This is a genomic window from Bacillus sp. FSL M8-0025, from assembly GCF_037975475.1.
Classification (GTDB): Bacteria; Bacillota; Bacilli; order Bacillales; family Bacillaceae; genus Bacillus; species Bacillus subtilis.
In genome coordinates this window covers 2094766-2110086 of the sequence record NZ_CP150258.1, presented here as the reverse complement: position 1 = coordinate 2110086, position 15321 = coordinate 2094766, and the positions used below count along the sequence as shown (strand labels likewise).

At 42.0% G+C, this 15321-nt stretch carries 19 protein-coding genes and 1 pseudogene; 16 read left to right on the top strand and 4 right to left on the bottom strand.

The window, feature by feature from the left end:
* Positions 1–33: 33 nt before the first annotated feature.
* The 7 genes from ilvA (at position 34) to MKX38_RS10560 (ending at position 5402) form a co-directional block, all read left to right on the top strand.
* Positions 34–1302 carry a threonine ammonia-lyase IlvA gene (gene ilvA / locus MKX38_RS10590; RefSeq protein WP_014480067.1) on the top strand — a complete coding sequence of 423 codons (1269 nt, stop codon included), beginning with the start codon at positions 34–36 and terminating at the stop codon, positions 1300–1302.
* 85 nt (positions 1303–1387) lie between these two features.
* Positions 1388–1639: a DUF2535 family protein gene (locus MKX38_RS10585; protein WP_004399020.1), complete on the top strand. Its 252-nt coding sequence runs from the start codon at positions 1388–1390 to the stop codon at positions 1637–1639.
* A gap of 147 nt (positions 1640–1786) precedes the next feature.
* Positions 1787–2368, top strand: a complete 582-nt coding sequence (gene scuA / locus MKX38_RS10580; protein WP_038429192.1) for a cytochrome c oxidase assembly accessory protein ScuA — start codon at positions 1787–1789, stop codon at positions 2366–2368.
* Between the two features lie 77 nt (positions 2369–2445).
* A complete protein-coding gene (locus MKX38_RS10575; RefSeq protein WP_003245956.1) occupies positions 2446–3213 on the top strand; it encodes an SGNH/GDSL hydrolase family protein in 768 nt (255 codons plus the stop codon).
* Positions 3214–3222: 9 nt separating this feature from the next.
* Complete coding sequence (locus MKX38_RS10570) at positions 3223–3786, top strand: YpmS family protein (protein ID WP_003230807.1); 564 nt, start codon at positions 3223–3225, stop codon at positions 3784–3786.
* A gap of 12 nt (positions 3787–3798) precedes the next feature.
* A complete protein-coding gene (gene ypmT / locus MKX38_RS10565; protein ID WP_003230808.1) occupies positions 3799–3993 on the top strand; it encodes a protein YpmT in 195 nt (64 codons plus the stop codon).
* A gap of 71 nt (positions 3994–4064) precedes the next feature.
* A complete protein-coding gene (locus MKX38_RS10560; protein WP_339187108.1) occupies positions 4065–5402 on the top strand; it encodes an MATE family efflux transporter in 1338 nt (445 codons plus the stop codon).
* Between the two features lie 49 nt (positions 5403–5451).
* Here the strand turns inward: MKX38_RS10560 and MKX38_RS10555 are convergent, their stop codons facing one another.
* Positions 5452–5877 carry a MarR family transcriptional regulator gene (locus MKX38_RS10555; protein ID WP_004398634.1) on the bottom strand — a complete coding sequence of 142 codons (426 nt, stop codon included), beginning with the start codon at positions 5875–5877 and terminating at the stop codon, positions 5452–5454.
* Positions 5878–6008: 131 nt separating this feature from the next.
* Between MKX38_RS10555 and msrA the strand changes: the two genes are divergently transcribed.
* A complete protein-coding gene (msrA, locus tag MKX38_RS10550; RefSeq protein WP_014477117.1) occupies positions 6009–6542 on the top strand; it encodes a peptide-methionine (S)-S-oxide reductase MsrA in 534 nt (177 codons plus the stop codon).
* A complete protein-coding gene (msrB, locus tag MKX38_RS10545; protein ID WP_014480061.1) occupies positions 6543–6977 on the top strand; it encodes a peptide-methionine (R)-S-oxide reductase MsrB in 435 nt (144 codons plus the stop codon).
* Between the two features lie 43 nt (positions 6978–7020).
* Here the strand turns inward: msrB and MKX38_RS10540 are convergent, their stop codons facing one another.
* On the bottom strand, positions 7021–8046 hold the full coding sequence (locus tag MKX38_RS10540) for a nucleoside-diphosphate sugar epimerase/dehydratase (RefSeq protein ID WP_003230816.1): 1026 nt from the start codon (positions 8044–8046) through the stop codon (positions 7021–7023).
* Positions 8047–8416: 370 nt separating this feature from the next.
* On the opposite strand from MKX38_RS10540, the gene MKX38_RS10535 reads away from it, so the two are divergent.
* Positions 8417–9565: a phytase gene (locus tag MKX38_RS10535; RefSeq protein ID WP_339187105.1), complete on the top strand. Its 1149-nt coding sequence runs from the start codon at positions 8417–8419 to the stop codon at positions 9563–9565.
* Positions 9566–9635: 70 nt separating this feature from the next.
* Here MKX38_RS10535 and cgeB read toward each other — a convergent pair whose 3' ends face one another.
* Together cgeB and cgeA are read right to left on the bottom strand one after the other, a co-directional pair.
* Complete coding sequence (cgeB, locus tag MKX38_RS10530) at positions 9636–10589, bottom strand: spore maturation protein CgeB (protein WP_167559529.1); 954 nt, start codon at positions 10587–10589, stop codon at positions 9636–9638.
* Positions 10590–10595: 6 nt separating this feature from the next.
* Positions 10596–10997: a spore crust protein CgeA gene (gene cgeA / locus MKX38_RS10525; protein ID WP_017697128.1), complete on the bottom strand. Its 402-nt coding sequence runs from the start codon at positions 10995–10997 to the stop codon at positions 10596–10598.
* 204 nt (positions 10998–11201) lie between these two features.
* Between cgeA and cgeC the strand changes: the two genes are divergently transcribed.
* The 6 genes and pseudogenes from cgeC (at position 11202) to MKX38_RS10495 (ending at position 15317) form a co-directional block, all read left to right on the top strand.
* A complete protein-coding gene (gene cgeC, locus MKX38_RS10520) occupies positions 11202–11507 on the top strand; it encodes a spore maturation protein CgeC (protein ID WP_003230826.1) in 306 nt (101 codons plus the stop codon).
* A 64-nt stretch (positions 11508–11571) separates the two neighbouring features.
* The gene (cgeD, locus tag MKX38_RS10515; RefSeq protein ID WP_167559530.1) at positions 11572–12852 is read left to right on the top strand and encodes a spore maturation glycosyltransferase CgeD; all 1281 of its coding nucleotides are present in this window, start codon (positions 11572–11574) and stop codon (positions 12850–12852) included.
* Positions 12853–12880: 28 nt separating this feature from the next.
* Complete coding sequence (gene cgeE, locus MKX38_RS10510) at positions 12881–13660, top strand: spore maturation N-acetyltransferase CgeE (RefSeq protein ID WP_167559531.1); 780 nt, start codon at positions 12881–12883, stop codon at positions 13658–13660.
* Between the two features lie 79 nt (positions 13661–13739).
* The gene (yoyG, locus tag MKX38_RS10505; protein WP_003218179.1) at positions 13740–13853 is read left to right on the top strand and encodes a YhzE/YjcZ family sporulation protein YoyG; all 114 of its coding nucleotides are present in this window, start codon (positions 13740–13742) and stop codon (positions 13851–13853) included.
* A pseudogene (locus MKX38_RS10500) lies at positions 13847–14002 on the top strand (hypothetical protein). Before yoyG ends, MKX38_RS10500 begins: the two are co-directional and overlap by 7 nt.
* Positions 13983–15317 (top strand): aspartate aminotransferase family protein, encoded by a 1335-nt coding sequence (locus tag MKX38_RS10495; RefSeq protein WP_339187099.1) that lies wholly within the window; start codon positions 13983–13985, stop codon positions 15315–15317. The pseudogene MKX38_RS10500 and the gene MKX38_RS10495 overlap by 20 nt, the downstream one beginning before the upstream one ends.
* Positions 15318–15321 lie beyond the last annotated feature (4 nt).

The following is a 15321-nucleotide window of genomic DNA, read 5'->3' as shown; positions in this document are numbered from 1 at the left end:
AATAGGGATTTAAAACAAGAAAGGAATCTGTACATGAAACCGTTGCTTAAAGAAAACTCTCTCATCCAAGTGAAAGACATTTTGAAGGCTCACCAAAACGTAAAGGACGTTGTCATTCACACACCTTTGCAGAGGAATGACAGACTTTCTGAGAGATATGAATGCAATATCTATTTAAAACGCGAAGACTTGCAAGTTGTCAGATCTTTTAAGCTCAGAGGGGCTTATCATAAAATGAAACAGCTTTCCAGCGAGCAGACAGAGAACGGAGTTGTGTGTGCAAGTGCCGGAAACCACGCTCAAGGTGTGGCATTTTCGTGTAAACATCTTGGCATTCACGGGAAAATTTTTATGCCGTCTACTACACCGAGACAAAAAGTATCTCAAGTTGAACTATTCGGAAAAGGATTTATCGATATTATTTTGACAGGCGATACGTTTGACGACGCGTATAAAAGCGCTGCTGAATGCTGTGAGGCGGAATCTCGGACGTTTATCCATCCGTTCGATGATCCGGATGTGATGGCCGGACAGGGAACGCTCGCAGTCGAGATTTTAAACGACATTGATACAGAACCGCATTTTCTTTTTGCAAGTGTCGGAGGCGGCGGCCTTCTTTCTGGGGTAGGTACATATTTGAAAAACGTGTCTCCTGATACAAAGGTAATTGCTGTTGAGCCGGCGGGAGCGGCATCCTACTTTGAATCAAACAAAGCTGGGCATGTCGTCACACTTGATAAAATTGATAAGTTTGTAGATGGTGCGGCTGTTAAAAAAATTGGCGAGGAAACCTTCCGGACGCTGGAAACTGTCGTTGATGACATTCTCCTTGTGCCTGAAGGAAAAGTATGTACATCCATTCTTGAATTATATAACGAATGTGCGGTTGTTGCTGAACCGGCTGGAGCTCTTTCTGTCGCAGCGCTTGATTTGTATAAGGATGAAATTAAAGGGAAAAACGTGGTGTGTGTGGTAAGCGGGGGCAATAACGATATCGGAAGAATGCAGGAAATGAAGGAGCGTTCCTTGATTTTTGAAGGTCTTCAGCATTATTTTATCGTCAACTTTCCGCAAAGAGCGGGGGCGCTCCGCGAATTTCTTGACGAAGTCCTCGGGCCGAATGATGACATTACAAGGTTTGAATATACGAAGAAAAATAATAAAAGCAATGGACCTGCTCTTGTCGGCATCGAGCTGCAGAACAAAGCCGATTATGGGCCGCTGATTGAACGGATGAACAAAAAACCGTTTCATTATGTAGAGGTGAACAAGGATGAGGACTTGTTCCATTTGCTAATCTAATTTTTTTACACAACCGCGCAAAATGACAGACAGCCCGGCTGGCATCATATATAATAGAAGAAAAACAAAAAAGAGGATTGATAGCTTGTTACTCAAAAGCCTAGAGTTCAAACGCGGTGACGGGATTCAGGTGAAAGTGACAGAAATACCTGTATTAAAGGAAGATGAGCACTATTTCTTTATGTTACATCACCATTTGCAATTCTACTTAAAAGAAGTGTTTTCATCAAACAGCAGGGCAAAAGTGTATTCTTTCCGACATTATATGAAGCGGCGGATGAAGTGGGCAGATTATCAGGCTGTATTTCATCAAGAGGTGTTAAAGCACAACGCGTAACATGCCGTTTTTTACCTGCATGCCCTCCTTTGTAATCGTTAATGGGGAGGCATGCAGGATTTTTTTTGCTCAGTATCGAATACAAACATGGGACAGTAAGGACGGTTTTAGAAAGCGTTTTTATGCTGGCTGGAAAGGATGGATGTCATGAAGGTTATCAAGGGGTTAACGGCTGGGCTGTTTTTTCTGTTTTTGTGTGCATGCGGAGGACAGCAGATTAAAAATCCGCTCAATTACGAGGTGGAGCCTTTTACATTTCAAAACCAAGACGGCAAGAACGTTTCTTTAGAGAGTTTAAAAGGAGAAGTATGGCTGGCGGATTTTATTTTTACCAATTGTGAAACTATATGTCCGCCAATGACCGCTCATATGACCGATCTGCAAAAAAAACTGAAAGCCGAAAATATAGATGTCCGTATCATATCATTTAGTGTTGACCCAGAAAACGATAAGCCGAAACAGCTGAAGAAATTTGCCGCAAATTATCCATTATCTTTTGATAACTGGGATTTTCTCACCGGATACAGCCAGAGTGAGATTGAAGAGTTCGCACTTAAGAGCTTTAAGGCGATTGTGAAGAAACCTGAGGGACAGGACCAAGTCATTCATCAATCTTCTTTTTGGTTAGTAGGCCCGAACGGCAAGGTGCTGAAAGATTATAATGGAGTGGAAAATACACCGTACGATGAAATTATCGCCGATGTAAAATCAGCAGGCGCACTCAAGTAAGCTAGAAGACTAGGCATTTGCAAATCTTCTAAAACATGATACACTTTCCACTAGTAGAATGGGAAGGAGCAACAAGATTGAAGCTGCGCATTTTTTCAATCATGGCCAGTTTGATTTTGCTTCTTACTGCGTGTACGAGCATACGTACATCATCTGAGGGAAAACAAAAAGCCCATGAAACGAAAACAAAAGAACACATTGTCATAGCGGCTGTCGGAGATTCGCTTACAGAAGGAGTCGGAGATCCCGACGGAAAGGGATATGTCGGCAAGGTGGCGGATTCTATCCGGTCAGATAAACAAGTCAAAACGGTCGACGTGAAAAATTATGCCGTAAAAGGGAACCGTTCGGATGATTTATTAGAAAAACTAAAAGATAAAAAGGTTCAAAAAGGCATAAAGGACGCAGATTATGTCTTTTTTACAATTGGCGGTAATGATTTGATGAAAATCCTTCGCCAAAACTTTCTGCAATTAACCGTTGAACCGTTTCAGGAAGCGGAAAAACCGTACGAAAAGCGCTTTGAAAAAATCATTTCTGAAATTCGCGAGCTGAATGATCACGCTGAGCTGATTTATGTCAGCATGTACAATCCGTTTACATTTACATTATCAGAACTAAATGAAATAAATGGTGTCGTCACGGATTGGAACCATATTGCTGAAAAAGAGCTGAAAAAAGATAAACATGCAAAAATCGTTCATATCGAAGATTTGTTCAATCAAAAAAGTGACAGCAGCCGAATTTCTGAGGAAGATGATTTTCATCCTAATGGTACGGGTTATTCTCTTATCGCAAAGCGCGTCTATCAAGCCATTAAAAAAGAAGGATTACCGAAAGAGTAGGGTGACAGCATGAATAAGTGGAAGCGACTGTTTTTTATATTGCTTGCAATTAATTTTATCCTCGCCGCCGGGTTTGTGGCACTTGTTTTGCTCCCGGGGGAACAGGCTCAGGTGAAAGATGCATCTGAGAGCGAGTATGGATTTCAAGTGACAAGCACAAAAGAATCATTAGCTGCGTTTGTTAACTCATATTTAAACGACAAAGCATCAAACAAGCTTGATTATAAAGTAGAGATTGATGATGATGTTCATGTCGCAGGGAAAATCAAGGCATTTTCCACGTCTATTGATGCGTTTATCGCTTTTGAGCCGACCGTGAAAAAAAACGGTGATGTAGAGCTGAATGTCACGAAATTTTCGTTAGGGAAATTGAGTATACCAATTAGCTTTGTGTTAAATTATATGGACAGCTTTTATGAATTGCCGTCATTTGTCCATGTTCACCCCGGGGATAAAAGCATTGAAGTGCGTTTGTCAGAAATGCCTTTAACGAATGGAATGTATGTCAAAGCGGATAAGATAAATTTAGAAAAAGATGAAATTGAGTTTTCCTATTACCATCCTAAACAATAGAGGTGACTGAAAATGAAACGGATTTACCAGTATTTCAGTTTATTATCCTTTACATTTTCCCTGTATTTCGGCTGGCTTGCTTATCATCATCTGGCTGCTGAAGACATGGATCAAATGTATTTGAATGTTTCCTATTGTGCCTTGTTCCTAAGTGTGATGGTGTTTACATTCGGTATGCGAGACCGAAAAAAAACCGATAAGTCATGAAAAAAGAGACATGAAACAACGTCTCTTTTTTCGTGCGGTCCAAAGAAAATTCGAGAACACAAGGAGAAAAGATGAAAGCATACGATTTTACACAGGGGAACGTGCTGAAACAGCTTGTACTGTTTTCAATGCCTATTATGCTCGGAAACGCATTGCAGGTTTCCTTTCAATTTATAGACAGCTTGTGGATCGGCAATTTATTGGGGGCAAAGGCCCTTGGGGCAGCCGCGGTATCAAGCACGATTGTTTTGACCGTGCTGTCTTTTATTTTGGGCCTTAACAATGCGACGTTAACCATTTTATCTCAGCAAAAAGGAAAAGATGATGTAAAAGGAATGGCGTCGTATATTAACGCTTTTGTTGTTTTATTAACAGGCCTAAGCATCGGATTCGGCGCGGCCGGTTTTTTTCTCTCAGAGCTTTTACTGCGTCTTCTAAAAACGCCGGAGTCAATGATACCGCTTGCTGAGACGTATTTACAGATTCAATTTATCGGCATTTTATTTTTGTTTGGTTATAACTTTATCAGTACTGTGCTTCGTGCGCTGGGCGACAGCAAGACACCTCTCCGGTTTATTGCGTTTGCTGTTGTACTGAATACAGTGCTTGCGCCGCTCTTTATTTCTGTGTTCCGCATGGGAATAGCGGGAGCGGCTTATTCAACGATTTTGTCACAGGGCATTGCGTTTTTGTATGGGTTGTTTTATGTCATCAAACACAAGCTTGTGCCATTCTCGATTCCGAGAATGCCCAAGTGGGAAGAGTCCGCGCTGATTTTGAAACTCGGGATTCCGGCAGGTCTGCAGATGATGGTGATTACAGGCGGTATGATGGCGATTATGAGTGTTGTTAACTCATACGGGGATCACGTGGTATCAGGCTTTGGCGCGGTGCAGCGGCTTGATAGCATCATCACGCTTCCAGCAATGGCTGCCGGTACGGCCGTCAATAGTATGGCAGGGCAAAATATGGGAATCGGAAACGAAAAAAGAGTGGGAACAATTGCAAGGCTAGGTGTGATAGCTGTTATTTCCTGCATGCTGGTGATTGCGGTTATGATTTGGGTATTTGGTAAATATCTCATAAGGTTATTTATCAGTGAGCCTGATGCGGTCGCATTTGGTGAACAATATTTGAAGTGGATCGCGTTTTTCTACCCTTTTATTGGGATTAATTTTGTGCTGAACGGAATCGTCAGGGCCGCGGGAGCGATGCTGCAGGTTCTGGTATTAAATTTAATCTCGTTTTGGGTGTTGAGATATCCTTTCACAGCTCTATTTTCAGCTTGGCTTGGACAAAAAGGAATCGGGCTTGGAATCGGAATGAGTTTTTTATTTAGCAGCTGCGCGGCATTTTTGTATTATAGATATGGCCGCTGGAAAGCAATGAAGCTGTTTACTGAAAAATAAGTGAAGCACTGCGAAAAGCACATACCTATATATCGGTATGTGCTTTTTTTCACCGTTTTTTATCAAGTTTGCTGAAGAGCTCGATTAACGTGGCAAGTTCAGCATCAGTGTAGCAGTCAAAGCGTTTAAAGAAATATTCCGTTTTTTTCTCGTTAAAGTGCTGAAGGACTTTTTCGCCCGCTTCAGTGATATGAATGCGGATGATGCGTCTGTCTTCCTTCGATCTGATTCTCGTAATCCATTCCTTTTCTACCAGCGCATCGGTCACAGCCGTAATGTGGCTTGCCGATACCTCTAAAATAGGCGCAAATTCAGTGACTTTTTTAGGCCCTTGTTCACTAAGGATTCGAAGAATGGTGAATTCATTCCGCGACAGCTCTTTATCTAAAATTTCATTGATTTCATTGCGTATTTGTTTAAAGACTTTACGGAGTAAAGTTTCCATATCGTACATCATCTGTGTTCTTACTTTCAAATTTGTGAACCTCCATTACATAAGCATATTGCTTAAAACCTATAGATTTTATTGAAAAGCAGAATCATTTTCATTCTATTTTTACATGCTATAATATAATAATACCACGTATTAACAAAGGAGGCACCAGTATGTCTGAAAAAAAAGAAATCGCCACATTTGCAGGAGGCTGTTTTTGGTGTATGGTTAAACCTTTTGACGAACAGCCGGGAATTGAAAAAGTGGTGTCCGGGTATACAGGCGGCCATACTGAAAACCCTACGTACGAAGAGGTGTGCAGTGAAACGACGGGACATCGTGAAGCCGTTCAAATCACGTTTAATCCTGATGTATTCCCTTATGAAAAACTGCTTGAATTATTTTGGCAGCAAATCGATCCGACAGATGCCGGGGGGCAGTTTGCTGATCGCGGCAGTTCCTATCGCGCAGCCATTTTTTATCATAATGATAAACAAAAGGAGCTTGCGGAAGCTTCCAAGCAACGTCTGGCGGAAAGCGGCATCTTTAAAGATCCGATTGTAACGGACATTTTAAAAGCTGAACCTTTCTATGAAGCGGAAGGCTACCATCAGCATTTTTATAAAAAGAATCCAGCACATTATCAGCGCTACCGGACAGGTTCCGGACGAGCGGGATTTATCAGCGAGCATTGGGGGGCTAAATAAATGGCGTACAATAAAGAAGAAAAAATAAAGTCATTAAATCGCATGCAATATGAAGTAACGCAAAATAACGGCACGGAGCCGCCATTTCAAAATGAATATTGGGATCATAAGGAAGAAGGGTTGTATGTAGACATTGTGTCAGGCAAGCCATTGTTTACATCCAAGGATAAATTTGATTCCCACTGCGGCTGGCCAAGCTTTACAAAGCCGATTGAAGAAGAAGAAGTGGAAGAAAAACTGGACACGAGCCACGGCATGATTCGCACAGAAGTAAGAAGCCGAACTGCTGATTCTCATCTTGGCCACGTATTTAATGACGGACCTGGTCCAAACGGACTTCGTTACTGCATAAATTCAGCAGCGCTGCGGTTTGTTCCGAAGCATAAGCTAAAAGAAGAAGGATACGAAAGCTATCTGCATCTCTTTAATAAATAAAGTGTTAAAAACAGGCCTGCCTAATGGATAGACAGGCTTGTTTTTATGCCTTTTTCTCTTGATGCAATTCTTCAATAATCTGAGCAATTCTTTCTTTCGTAATGAGCGGGGCTTGATCTGATTGATACCCAGGCAGATTGACTTTGCGAAAGTCAGGATGTTTTTCCGGCTCTGGAAGGATCGCATAAAGGTTGCCCCATTCATACAGTGATTCAATTTCATGTGGAGATGTTAATTCTTCGTGAAGCTTTTCACCTGGACGCTTGCCCACTTCTACTGCAGCCGGCCGCGGGAGCCCGTGCTGCGATGCATATTCTTCAAACCCATGAATCAGTTCTTCAAGTTTCAGTGATTCCATTTTGAAAATAAAGGTTTCTCCGCCTTTTGTAATAGCAGCCGATTGTAATGTCAATGTAGCTGCATCGTCTATTGACATGAAAAATCTGGTCATGTTTTTGTCTGTGATGGTCAGGGGTTCACCCTCCATCATCTGTTCAAATAATATGGGGATGACCGAACCTCTGGAACCGAGAACATTTCCAAAGCGGACCGAACAAAACAAGGTTCCTTTGTTTTGGACGTGGCGGTTTGCTTGATGAAACAGCTTTTCAGATAACAGCTTGGTGGCACCCATTGTGTTCACAGGAGATACTGCTTTATCTGTACTGATATTAATGACATGCTGCACTCGGTGTGAAAGGGCAGCTTCCACCACATTTTGTCCGCCGATGAGATTGGTCTGGATCGCTTCAAATGGATGGTCCTCACATGTCGGAACCTGTTTCAGCGCAGCCGCGTGAAAGACGATATCGACGCCTTTCATCACCTGATTCACCCTTCTGTGATCGCGTACATCTCCAAGTACAAATAATAGCCGCTTATCCTCCGCATACTTTTGGCTCATGACATACTGTTTACTGTCGTCTTTGCTGAATACAATCACCTGTTTAGGTGTAAGCATCAAAAGGCGTTTGACAATTTGACTCCCGATTGAACCCGTTCCGCCAGTGACTAAAACTGTTTTGTTATGGAAAAATGGTTTTAGTTCTGCTGTTTGCTGTTTAGGCATGGCTTATCCTCCAACTCTCGTTTCTCTACCATGCATCATATGTTCAACTTTGTAATCGAATTAATGAAAGCAACCAATAAAACAAAATTTAGGGGAATGATCATGTCACAAAGTGTTCTTTTTTAATAGAAAATGGAAAAACGGACGTAACTAGGGAACAACAAAACTAAATAAACAATGTACTAAATTTTCAACATATTTTTATTTCGATCCGCAAAAGCAAATCTGGCAAAGTCATCTCACGTACCTCTTTGGGGAATAAGTTGTTTATGAGTCAGAAACCCTATAAAAAAAGGTTCATTTTCCTCACGGTAATCACCTGTATATATTTTACAATAGTAGTGATAGTGATAAAAGAGGAGGGTACCAAATGAAGGTTTCAAAAACAATGCTGCTAAGCACTGCCGCGGGTTTATTGCTTAGCCTGACAGCAACCTCTGTGTCGGCTCATTATGTGAATGAGGAACATCTTTTCAAAGTGACTGCACACACGGAGACAGATCCGGTCGCATCTGGCGATGACGCAGCAGATGACCCGGCCATTTGGGTTCATAAAAAACACCCGGAAAAAAGCAAGTTGATTACAACAAATAAGAAGTCAGGGCTCGTTGTGTATGATTTAGACGGAAAACAGCTTTATTCTTATGAGTTTGGCAAGCTCAATAATGTCGATCTGCGCTATGATTTTCCATTGAACGGCGAAAAAATTGATATTGCTGCCGCATCCAACCGGTCCGAAGGAAAAAATACAATTGAAGTATATGCAATTGACGGGGATAAAGGAAAATTGAAAAGCATTACAGATCCGAACCATCCTATTTCCACCAATATTTCTGAGGTTTATGGATTCAGCTTGTATCACAGCCAGAAAACAGGAGCATTTTACGCATTAGTGACAGGCAAACAAGGGGAATTTGAGCAGTATGAAATTGTTGATGGTGGAAAGGGTTATGTAACAGGGAAAAAGGTGCGTGAATTTAAGTTGAATTCTCAGACCGAAGGCCTTGTTGCGGATGATGAGTACGGAAACCTATACATAGCAGAGGAAGATGAGGCCATCTGGAAATTTAACGCTGAACCCGGCGGAGGATCAAAGGGGCAGGTTGTTGACCGTGCGACAGGAGATCATTTGACAGCTGATATTGAAGGACTGACAATCTATTATGCACCAAATGGCAAAGGATATCTCATGGCTTCAAGTCAAGGAAATAACAGCTATGCAATGTATGAACGGCAGGGGGAAAATCGCTATGTAGCCAACTTTGAGATTACAGATGGCGAGAAAATAGACGGTACTAGTGACACGGATGGTATTGATGTTCTCGGTTTCGGACTTGGCCCAAAATATCCATACGGGATTTTTGTGGCGCAGGACGGCGAAAATATCGATAACGGACAAGCCGTCAATCAAAATTTCAAAATTGTATCGTGGGAACAAATTGCACAACATCTCGGCGAAATGCCTGATCTTCATAAACAGGTAAATCCGAGGAAGCTGAAAGACCGTTCTGACGGCTAGAATAGAAAGCAGCTTGTGCAGCTGCTTTTTTCTATGAATAAAAAAATCGTTCATAGCAATGAACGATTTTTCAAGAAAGCGCCAGATGAATCGCTTTTAGTTTTGCAGGAAGCTCATCAAACGTAAATGCGGGTACGGTCTCTTTATAATTGGCTGCTGCAGCTTTTTGCCGTTCTTCAGGGTGGTTGATATAGAAAGCGGCTTTTTCCTTAAAGTCGTTCATGCCGTGATAAGAAATAAAGGATGAAAAAGGATGCGCCGCGGGTAAATCTGTTAATTGAAATGCTTCGCATGCAGCGATATCAAACGTTCGGTTATTAAAACTGGCATTTTTGATGCGCATAGTATTTTGGTTGAAAGCAAAATGATAGGGACGATGCGCATTAATTACGATGTCTGCCCCATTATAATAATGAACGGCCTGTTCGGGTGGAACCCATGTGCTGACGACATCAATATGCGGCTGTTTGAGCACTTTTTTAGGCAGATATTTTCCCCATTCCTTGCCGATTACCCGAACCGTGAATGGCAGATGGACCGCTTCTTTCATAAGCTGAACCCGATTAGGGTAAGGATAGCCGATGATTAACAGATTTGAATGATAGGAATGTTCGGTGCCCATTTTTTTAAACAGCCGATGGTTAACTGGTATCGGAACATAATAGACGTTCTGGTAGCCGAGCCCTTGATAATAGAGAACGGCATTTTGTTCAATCGTTAATATGGCGTCAGCGAGCTTGATTACCTGTAGGCTGATATCCATATAAAATGGGTCTTCGGTCAGCCAAACATATACGGGGATACCCTTACCCTTTAACCAGGTCAGCCAGTCGTGAGGAACGCGGTCTCCAACCATCAAGAGTGCGAAGTCCGGCTGAAACGTTTCGATCTTCACCAAAGATTCTGTTTCAAGTGTATCTGCAGACATATACTCTGTATGAGTGTTCCGAAAACATTCTTCAGCCCAGCGATCAAAATAACAATATATTCCTCCGTATCCCGACTGGATATACAACACTTTCATCGGATGTTATGAAAAGAACGTAACGCTTTCTACTTTGTCTACATCAATTAATGTTGTAGCTTGGCCTGCTGGAGTGACGGAACTTTCCTGTGTTACAAATACGATCCCGTGAACCTGATCGAAAGCAACGAAGACAACCGGCCCGATCATGTCTCCCGAATCGGTTACAATGCTGATTGTCGTGCCTGGCGTAACTCTGGCAAAAATCCATCTTGCCGGAAGGGAAGGGTCTAAAAGAGATTCTGCCGTAACCGTCTCACTTTCATCTACTCTTTGATCGATGGCAGCTTCAAGCAAGTCTTTAAGATTACTATCCATGTTTTCTCCTCCTTCTGTTGCAGTTGGAAATAAAGGGCTTAAAACGGCTTTAATTAAATCCTTTTTTAACTGTGCATTTTCAGAGCTCATTACACACACCTCCTATTAGATAGTGAACTCACGTTAATCATATTCTTCCGGATGTTATTTGGTATGAGTCGAACGCCGTACCTGATCTATTTTTCATCTATTTAAGGAAAATGCTGATTTTTTAATGGAGTGGACATAGCCTATACCATAAATCGAAGTCGCACATATTGTGAAACAGAGATAAGGATAAGGGAGAGGGATGATTTGGATTTAGAGAAACAAGTGGATCGAGAAGAAAACCAAGATGATCTGCATTTTATTTTGCTTTTGCTGATTCTGCTGATACGTCAATCGTCTTCTGAAGGAAATCCATCTGACCTCAGACGCCAGCTTGTTTTTGCAAAAGAGCTGGGCGTACCGGTTTCAAAAGTCAATTTGATCAACGGAGATACACTTCAAAATGTCATCGTAAAAGAAGTTCTGACTGATTTGGTTATTTTCCAAAACCCGTTAAATAACACGAGATCTCATGTTTCACTCTCAAGTGTTGTAAGCTGGGGTGCTTTTTAAATGATGACAGAGGCTCTGCTTGCTGCGGAGCCGTTTTTATGTTTGACGGCGGGAGGCGGTATAGATGGGAGAGAAAGTGTCTATTATTTTAACAAGTTACAACAAACCCGATTATTTGCAAAAAGCGATCGAAAGCGTGATACAGCAAACGCATGATCTTTGGGAGCTTTTTATCATGGATGATCATTCGAATGCAGAAACAACTGCGGTGATTCACAAGTATCTCCATGACCGGCGCATTCAATATCATAACAGTTTCGTGCATCCTGCAGATCGATTAAAAACAGCCCGTTATGCCACATTAATTAACAGTGCGCTCCCATTTGCAGACGGCGATTACATTTCCTATCTTACTGACGACACTGTTTATCATCCTGAGCGGCTGAGCCGTATGGTGCAAGAGTTTTCACATAAGCCTGAAGCGCAGGCGGTCTATTCAAAACAAAAAGTTGTACATGTAAACGAAAGGGGAGAGGAAATCTCACATTTCTACAGAAATGCCAATGCAGTGCTTGATCAGGCCGCTTTTCAAGTTGATCATTGCTCCGTTATGCATCGCCGTTCGTTACTTAATCTCATCCACCATAAATTTGGAGGCTACTGGGATGATGATATGAAGCATTGGAATCATGGAGACGCAATTTTTTGGGCGAGACTCAACAACTTTACCCCATTTCTGCCGATAAATGAAGTATTAGACACAACCTATAAAACCCCAGATTCATTTCAAAATGCATATCGGTTTCTGCCCGCCGATTTGATTGACGGCTCTTTTGTAAAAGGTTCAGATCAAAATGTGTATTTTTTTGATCAGGGTGTAAGGCATCCTGTTGGAGAAAAGTGGGGTTTTTTGTATCTAAATCGGACTGTCGCTGTTCCAGACCCATATTTATTCCAATATAGGATTGGCAAAATTTTAAACATTCCGAATTATATTTTAGTAAAGGAAGCTAATCATCCTGCAATATTTTATATCGAAGCCGGAAAAAAAAGGCGAATTGTGAACCAGTATGCGTTTCAATTTTATCAATTTCAAAGAAAAGACATAGTGACAATTGGAAAAGAAGAGATGGAGACGCTTCCGGAAGGGCCGCCGATTACGTGGAAACGATCTGAATTGATCAAAAATCCGCCTGGCCGACGGGTGTTTTTCATCGAACGCGAGCCGTTTTTGTTTCTAAACGGCGTCTTTCACCCGATTAGTGAACAAGTAGCAAGGAAGTTTTTTTTACATCAGAAGCCAATCTCCGCTTCTTTCCGAAATATTCAGCAATTTCCAATTGGAAAGCCGTTTTATCCGGTGTACGATGAGATTATAAAGAAATTGAATATTGCAACAGAGTAAAGGTATAGGTCATAAAAAGGAGACGTTCATGACAGGACATTATTCAAAAACGGAACATCAATATATATTGTTAACGTCTGAATCGGCATCGTTTGATCATTACAGCGTATACAGAGATCCGCAGCTTTCACAAATTTTTTCTCATAACTTTGTTCAGCTTCATGATACGTTTCCATTGGAGCGGTTACTTAACTTTTTACCCTCCGTACCAAAGCTGCTTGATGCGAATTATCTCCATTTAAAAGCGTCGCCGCAGCATGTTTTTCCGCTCGGCTTGAAGCAGTCGCTTGTAAAAAGCGGTTTTGTCGTCGAGGATGAGCTACTATATGACATGAAGCTTAGTGACTGGAAGGGGCAGATGGGCCATCCTTTAACCGCATGGGGGACGGCAAAAAGTCTTTGCGACGGATCTTCTATTATGAAAATTTACGATTCCATTTATATTGGAGAAGCAATCGCTGAACAAAAATTAAAAAGAAAATATCCTTTCTATGAAGCAGGTATAATCATTCTTGTTGTTTGTTACAGCGACCAGGCACAGAAAGTTCCCATTGGGTGCGGCGAGCTGTTTATCGATCATCAAGAGAAAACGGCTAAAATCGAAGAAGTGGCAATTTTAGATCAGTTTCAAAGGAAGGGCTACGGCAGTATCTTAGTGAAAGAAATGCTGTCCATCGCCAAATCACTAGGAATGGAAGCAGCCTACTTAGTTGCTGCAAGCACTGACGGTGCAACTCAGTTTTACGAAAAGCTGACGTTTAAAAAATATGAGCGGGTGCATACTGTATTTCATTATTTCCTTACATGAAATAGGCGTTTGCACAAACCATTTGGGACTTGGCCCGCATAAAATGCCGTATATCGTGATAAGAAAGGATGAAAACAGCATGTATGGATACTCTGGGTACGGTTACGGATTTGGCTGCGGGACAAATACATTTGTGTTAATTGTTGTCTTGTTCATTTTATTAATTATTGTTGGAGCCGCTTTTATTTGCTAGATGCTGAAATTTCAAAAGAGCCTTCCCTATTAGGAAGGCTCTTTTGATGTGAAAAAGTTTTTGCGGGGAACGTCATGCCGCCATTTGGACACTCATACAATATGGTAAAAGGGGTTTTGAGGTGGGAGCATGAGCAGTTATTTGATTAAGCCAGAGCTTAGCTCGGCCTATCCGGTTGTCAGTTATGCGAAGGGTTCATATGTTTATGATCAGACCGGAAAAAAATATCTCGACGGCTCGTCAGGTGCGGTGACATGTAATATCGGCCACGGAGTTCGTGATGTGACTGAGAAGCTGAAAGAACAGCTTGATCAGGTGTCTTTTGCTTACCGCTCACAGTTTACGAGTGAGCCCGCCGAGCAATTAGCCGCTCTCTTGGCACAGGAGCTGCCCGGAGATGTGAATTGGTCTTTTTTTGTCAACAGCGGATCAGAAGCGATAGAAACAGCTATGAAAATCGCCATTCAGTATTGGCAGGAAAAAAAGCAAACACAAAAATCCATCTTTTTGTCTCGATGGAGCAGTTACCACGGAATAACTTTGGGAGCGCTTTCATTGTCTGGTTTTTATGAAAGGAGATACCGGTTCACCCATCTCATTGAGCGGTATCCAGCTATCTCAGCTCCACATATTTATCGGCTGAATCACGAGACGGAAGAAGACTTTGTTCAGACTGCAGCTGATGAACTGGACACCATGATTAAAAGAATCGGAAGCCAATTCATCGCCGGCTTTGTGGCTGAGCCTATTATTGGTGCTGCAGGAGCAGCGATTACTCCGCCTCCGGGATATTATGAGAGATTAAGTGAGGTATGCCGCACACACGATGTGCTTTTTATTGCAGATGAAGTGATGACGGGGCTTGGGAGAACAGGAAGGATGCTCGCGACAGAGCATTGGGATACCGTACCTGATATTGCTGTACTGGGGAAGGGACTCGGTGCGGGGTATGCACCTATTGCTGCTGCCGTCGTATCTGATTCTATTATTGAAACCATAAAACAAGGGTCAGGTGTGATTATGAGCGGTCACACATATAGTGCACATCCCTATTCAGCCAAAGCTGCTCTTGAAGTTTTGCGATATGTGTTAAAGCACGGCTTGATCAAACAATCAGAAAAAAAGGGCGCTGTGCTGAAGAAGAAGCTTGATGAGGCGGCATCTCAAAGCGGCATTATAGGTGAGGTGCGCGGAAAAGGACTGCTATTAGGCATTGAATTTGTGGCAGACCAAAAAACGAAGAAAGTGTTTCTGCCAGAGCAGGCGATAACCCAGCTTATTGTCAGCGAGGCGAAAAAACGCGGGCTGATTGTTTATCCTTCCAAAGCTGGAATAGACAGTGGAGAAGGAGATGCTGTCATTATTGCTCCTCCTTTTACTATTTCAGACGGTGAAATGGAAGAGCTTATCTCTATTTTTTCAGAAACAGTTGTAGCGGTCGAAAAAAACTTAAAAAAGGATTGACATT

Bases quoted from the DNA above. Each gene is read 5' to 3' on its own strand.
- ilvA (WP_014480067.1), top strand. From the start codon at position 34: ATGAAACCGTTGCTTAAAGAAAACTCTCTCATCCAAGTGAAAGACATT.
- scuA (WP_038429192.1), top strand. From the start codon at position 1,787: ATGAAGGTTATCAAGGGGTTAACGGCTGGGCTGTTTTTTCTGTTTTTG.
- MKX38_RS10570 (WP_003230807.1), top strand. From the start codon at position 3,223: ATGAATAAGTGGAAGCGACTGTTTTTTATATTGCTTGCAATTAATTTT.
- ypmT (WP_003230808.1), top strand. From the start codon at position 3,799: ATGAAACGGATTTACCAGTATTTCAGTTTATTATCCTTTACATTTTCC.
- MKX38_RS10560 (WP_339187108.1), top strand. From the start codon at position 4,065: ATGAAAGCATACGATTTTACACAGGGGAACGTGCTGAAACAGCTTGTA.
- msrA (WP_014477117.1), top strand. From the start codon at position 6,009: ATGTCTGAAAAAAAAGAAATCGCCACATTTGCAGGAGGCTGTTTTTGG.
- msrB (WP_014480061.1), top strand. From the start codon at position 6,543: ATGGCGTACAATAAAGAAGAAAAAATAAAGTCATTAAATCGCATGCAA.
- MKX38_RS10540 (WP_003230816.1), bottom strand. From the start codon at position 8,046: ATGCCTAAACAGCAAACAGCAGAACTAAAACCATTTTTCCATAACAAA.
- MKX38_RS10535 (WP_339187105.1), top strand. From the start codon at position 8,417: ATGAAGGTTTCAAAAACAATGCTGCTAAGCACTGCCGCGGGTTTATTG.
- cgeB (WP_167559529.1), bottom strand. From the start codon at position 10,589: ATGAAAGTGTTGTATATCCAGTCGGGATACGGAGGAATATATTGTTAT.
- cgeA (WP_017697128.1), bottom strand. From the start codon at position 10,997: ATGAGCTCTGAAAATGCACAGTTAAAAAAGGATTTAATTAAAGCCGTT.
- cgeD (WP_167559530.1), top strand. From the start codon at position 11,572: ATGGGAGAGAAAGTGTCTATTATTTTAACAAGTTACAACAAACCCGAT.
- cgeE (WP_167559531.1), top strand. From the start codon at position 12,881: ATGACAGGACATTATTCAAAAACGGAACATCAATATATATTGTTAACG.
- yoyG (WP_003218179.1), top strand. From the start codon at position 13,740: ATGTATGGATACTCTGGGTACGGTTACGGATTTGGCTGCGGGACAAAT.
- MKX38_RS10495 (WP_339187099.1), top strand. From the start codon at position 13,983: ATGAGCAGTTATTTGATTAAGCCAGAGCTTAGCTCGGCCTATCCGGTT.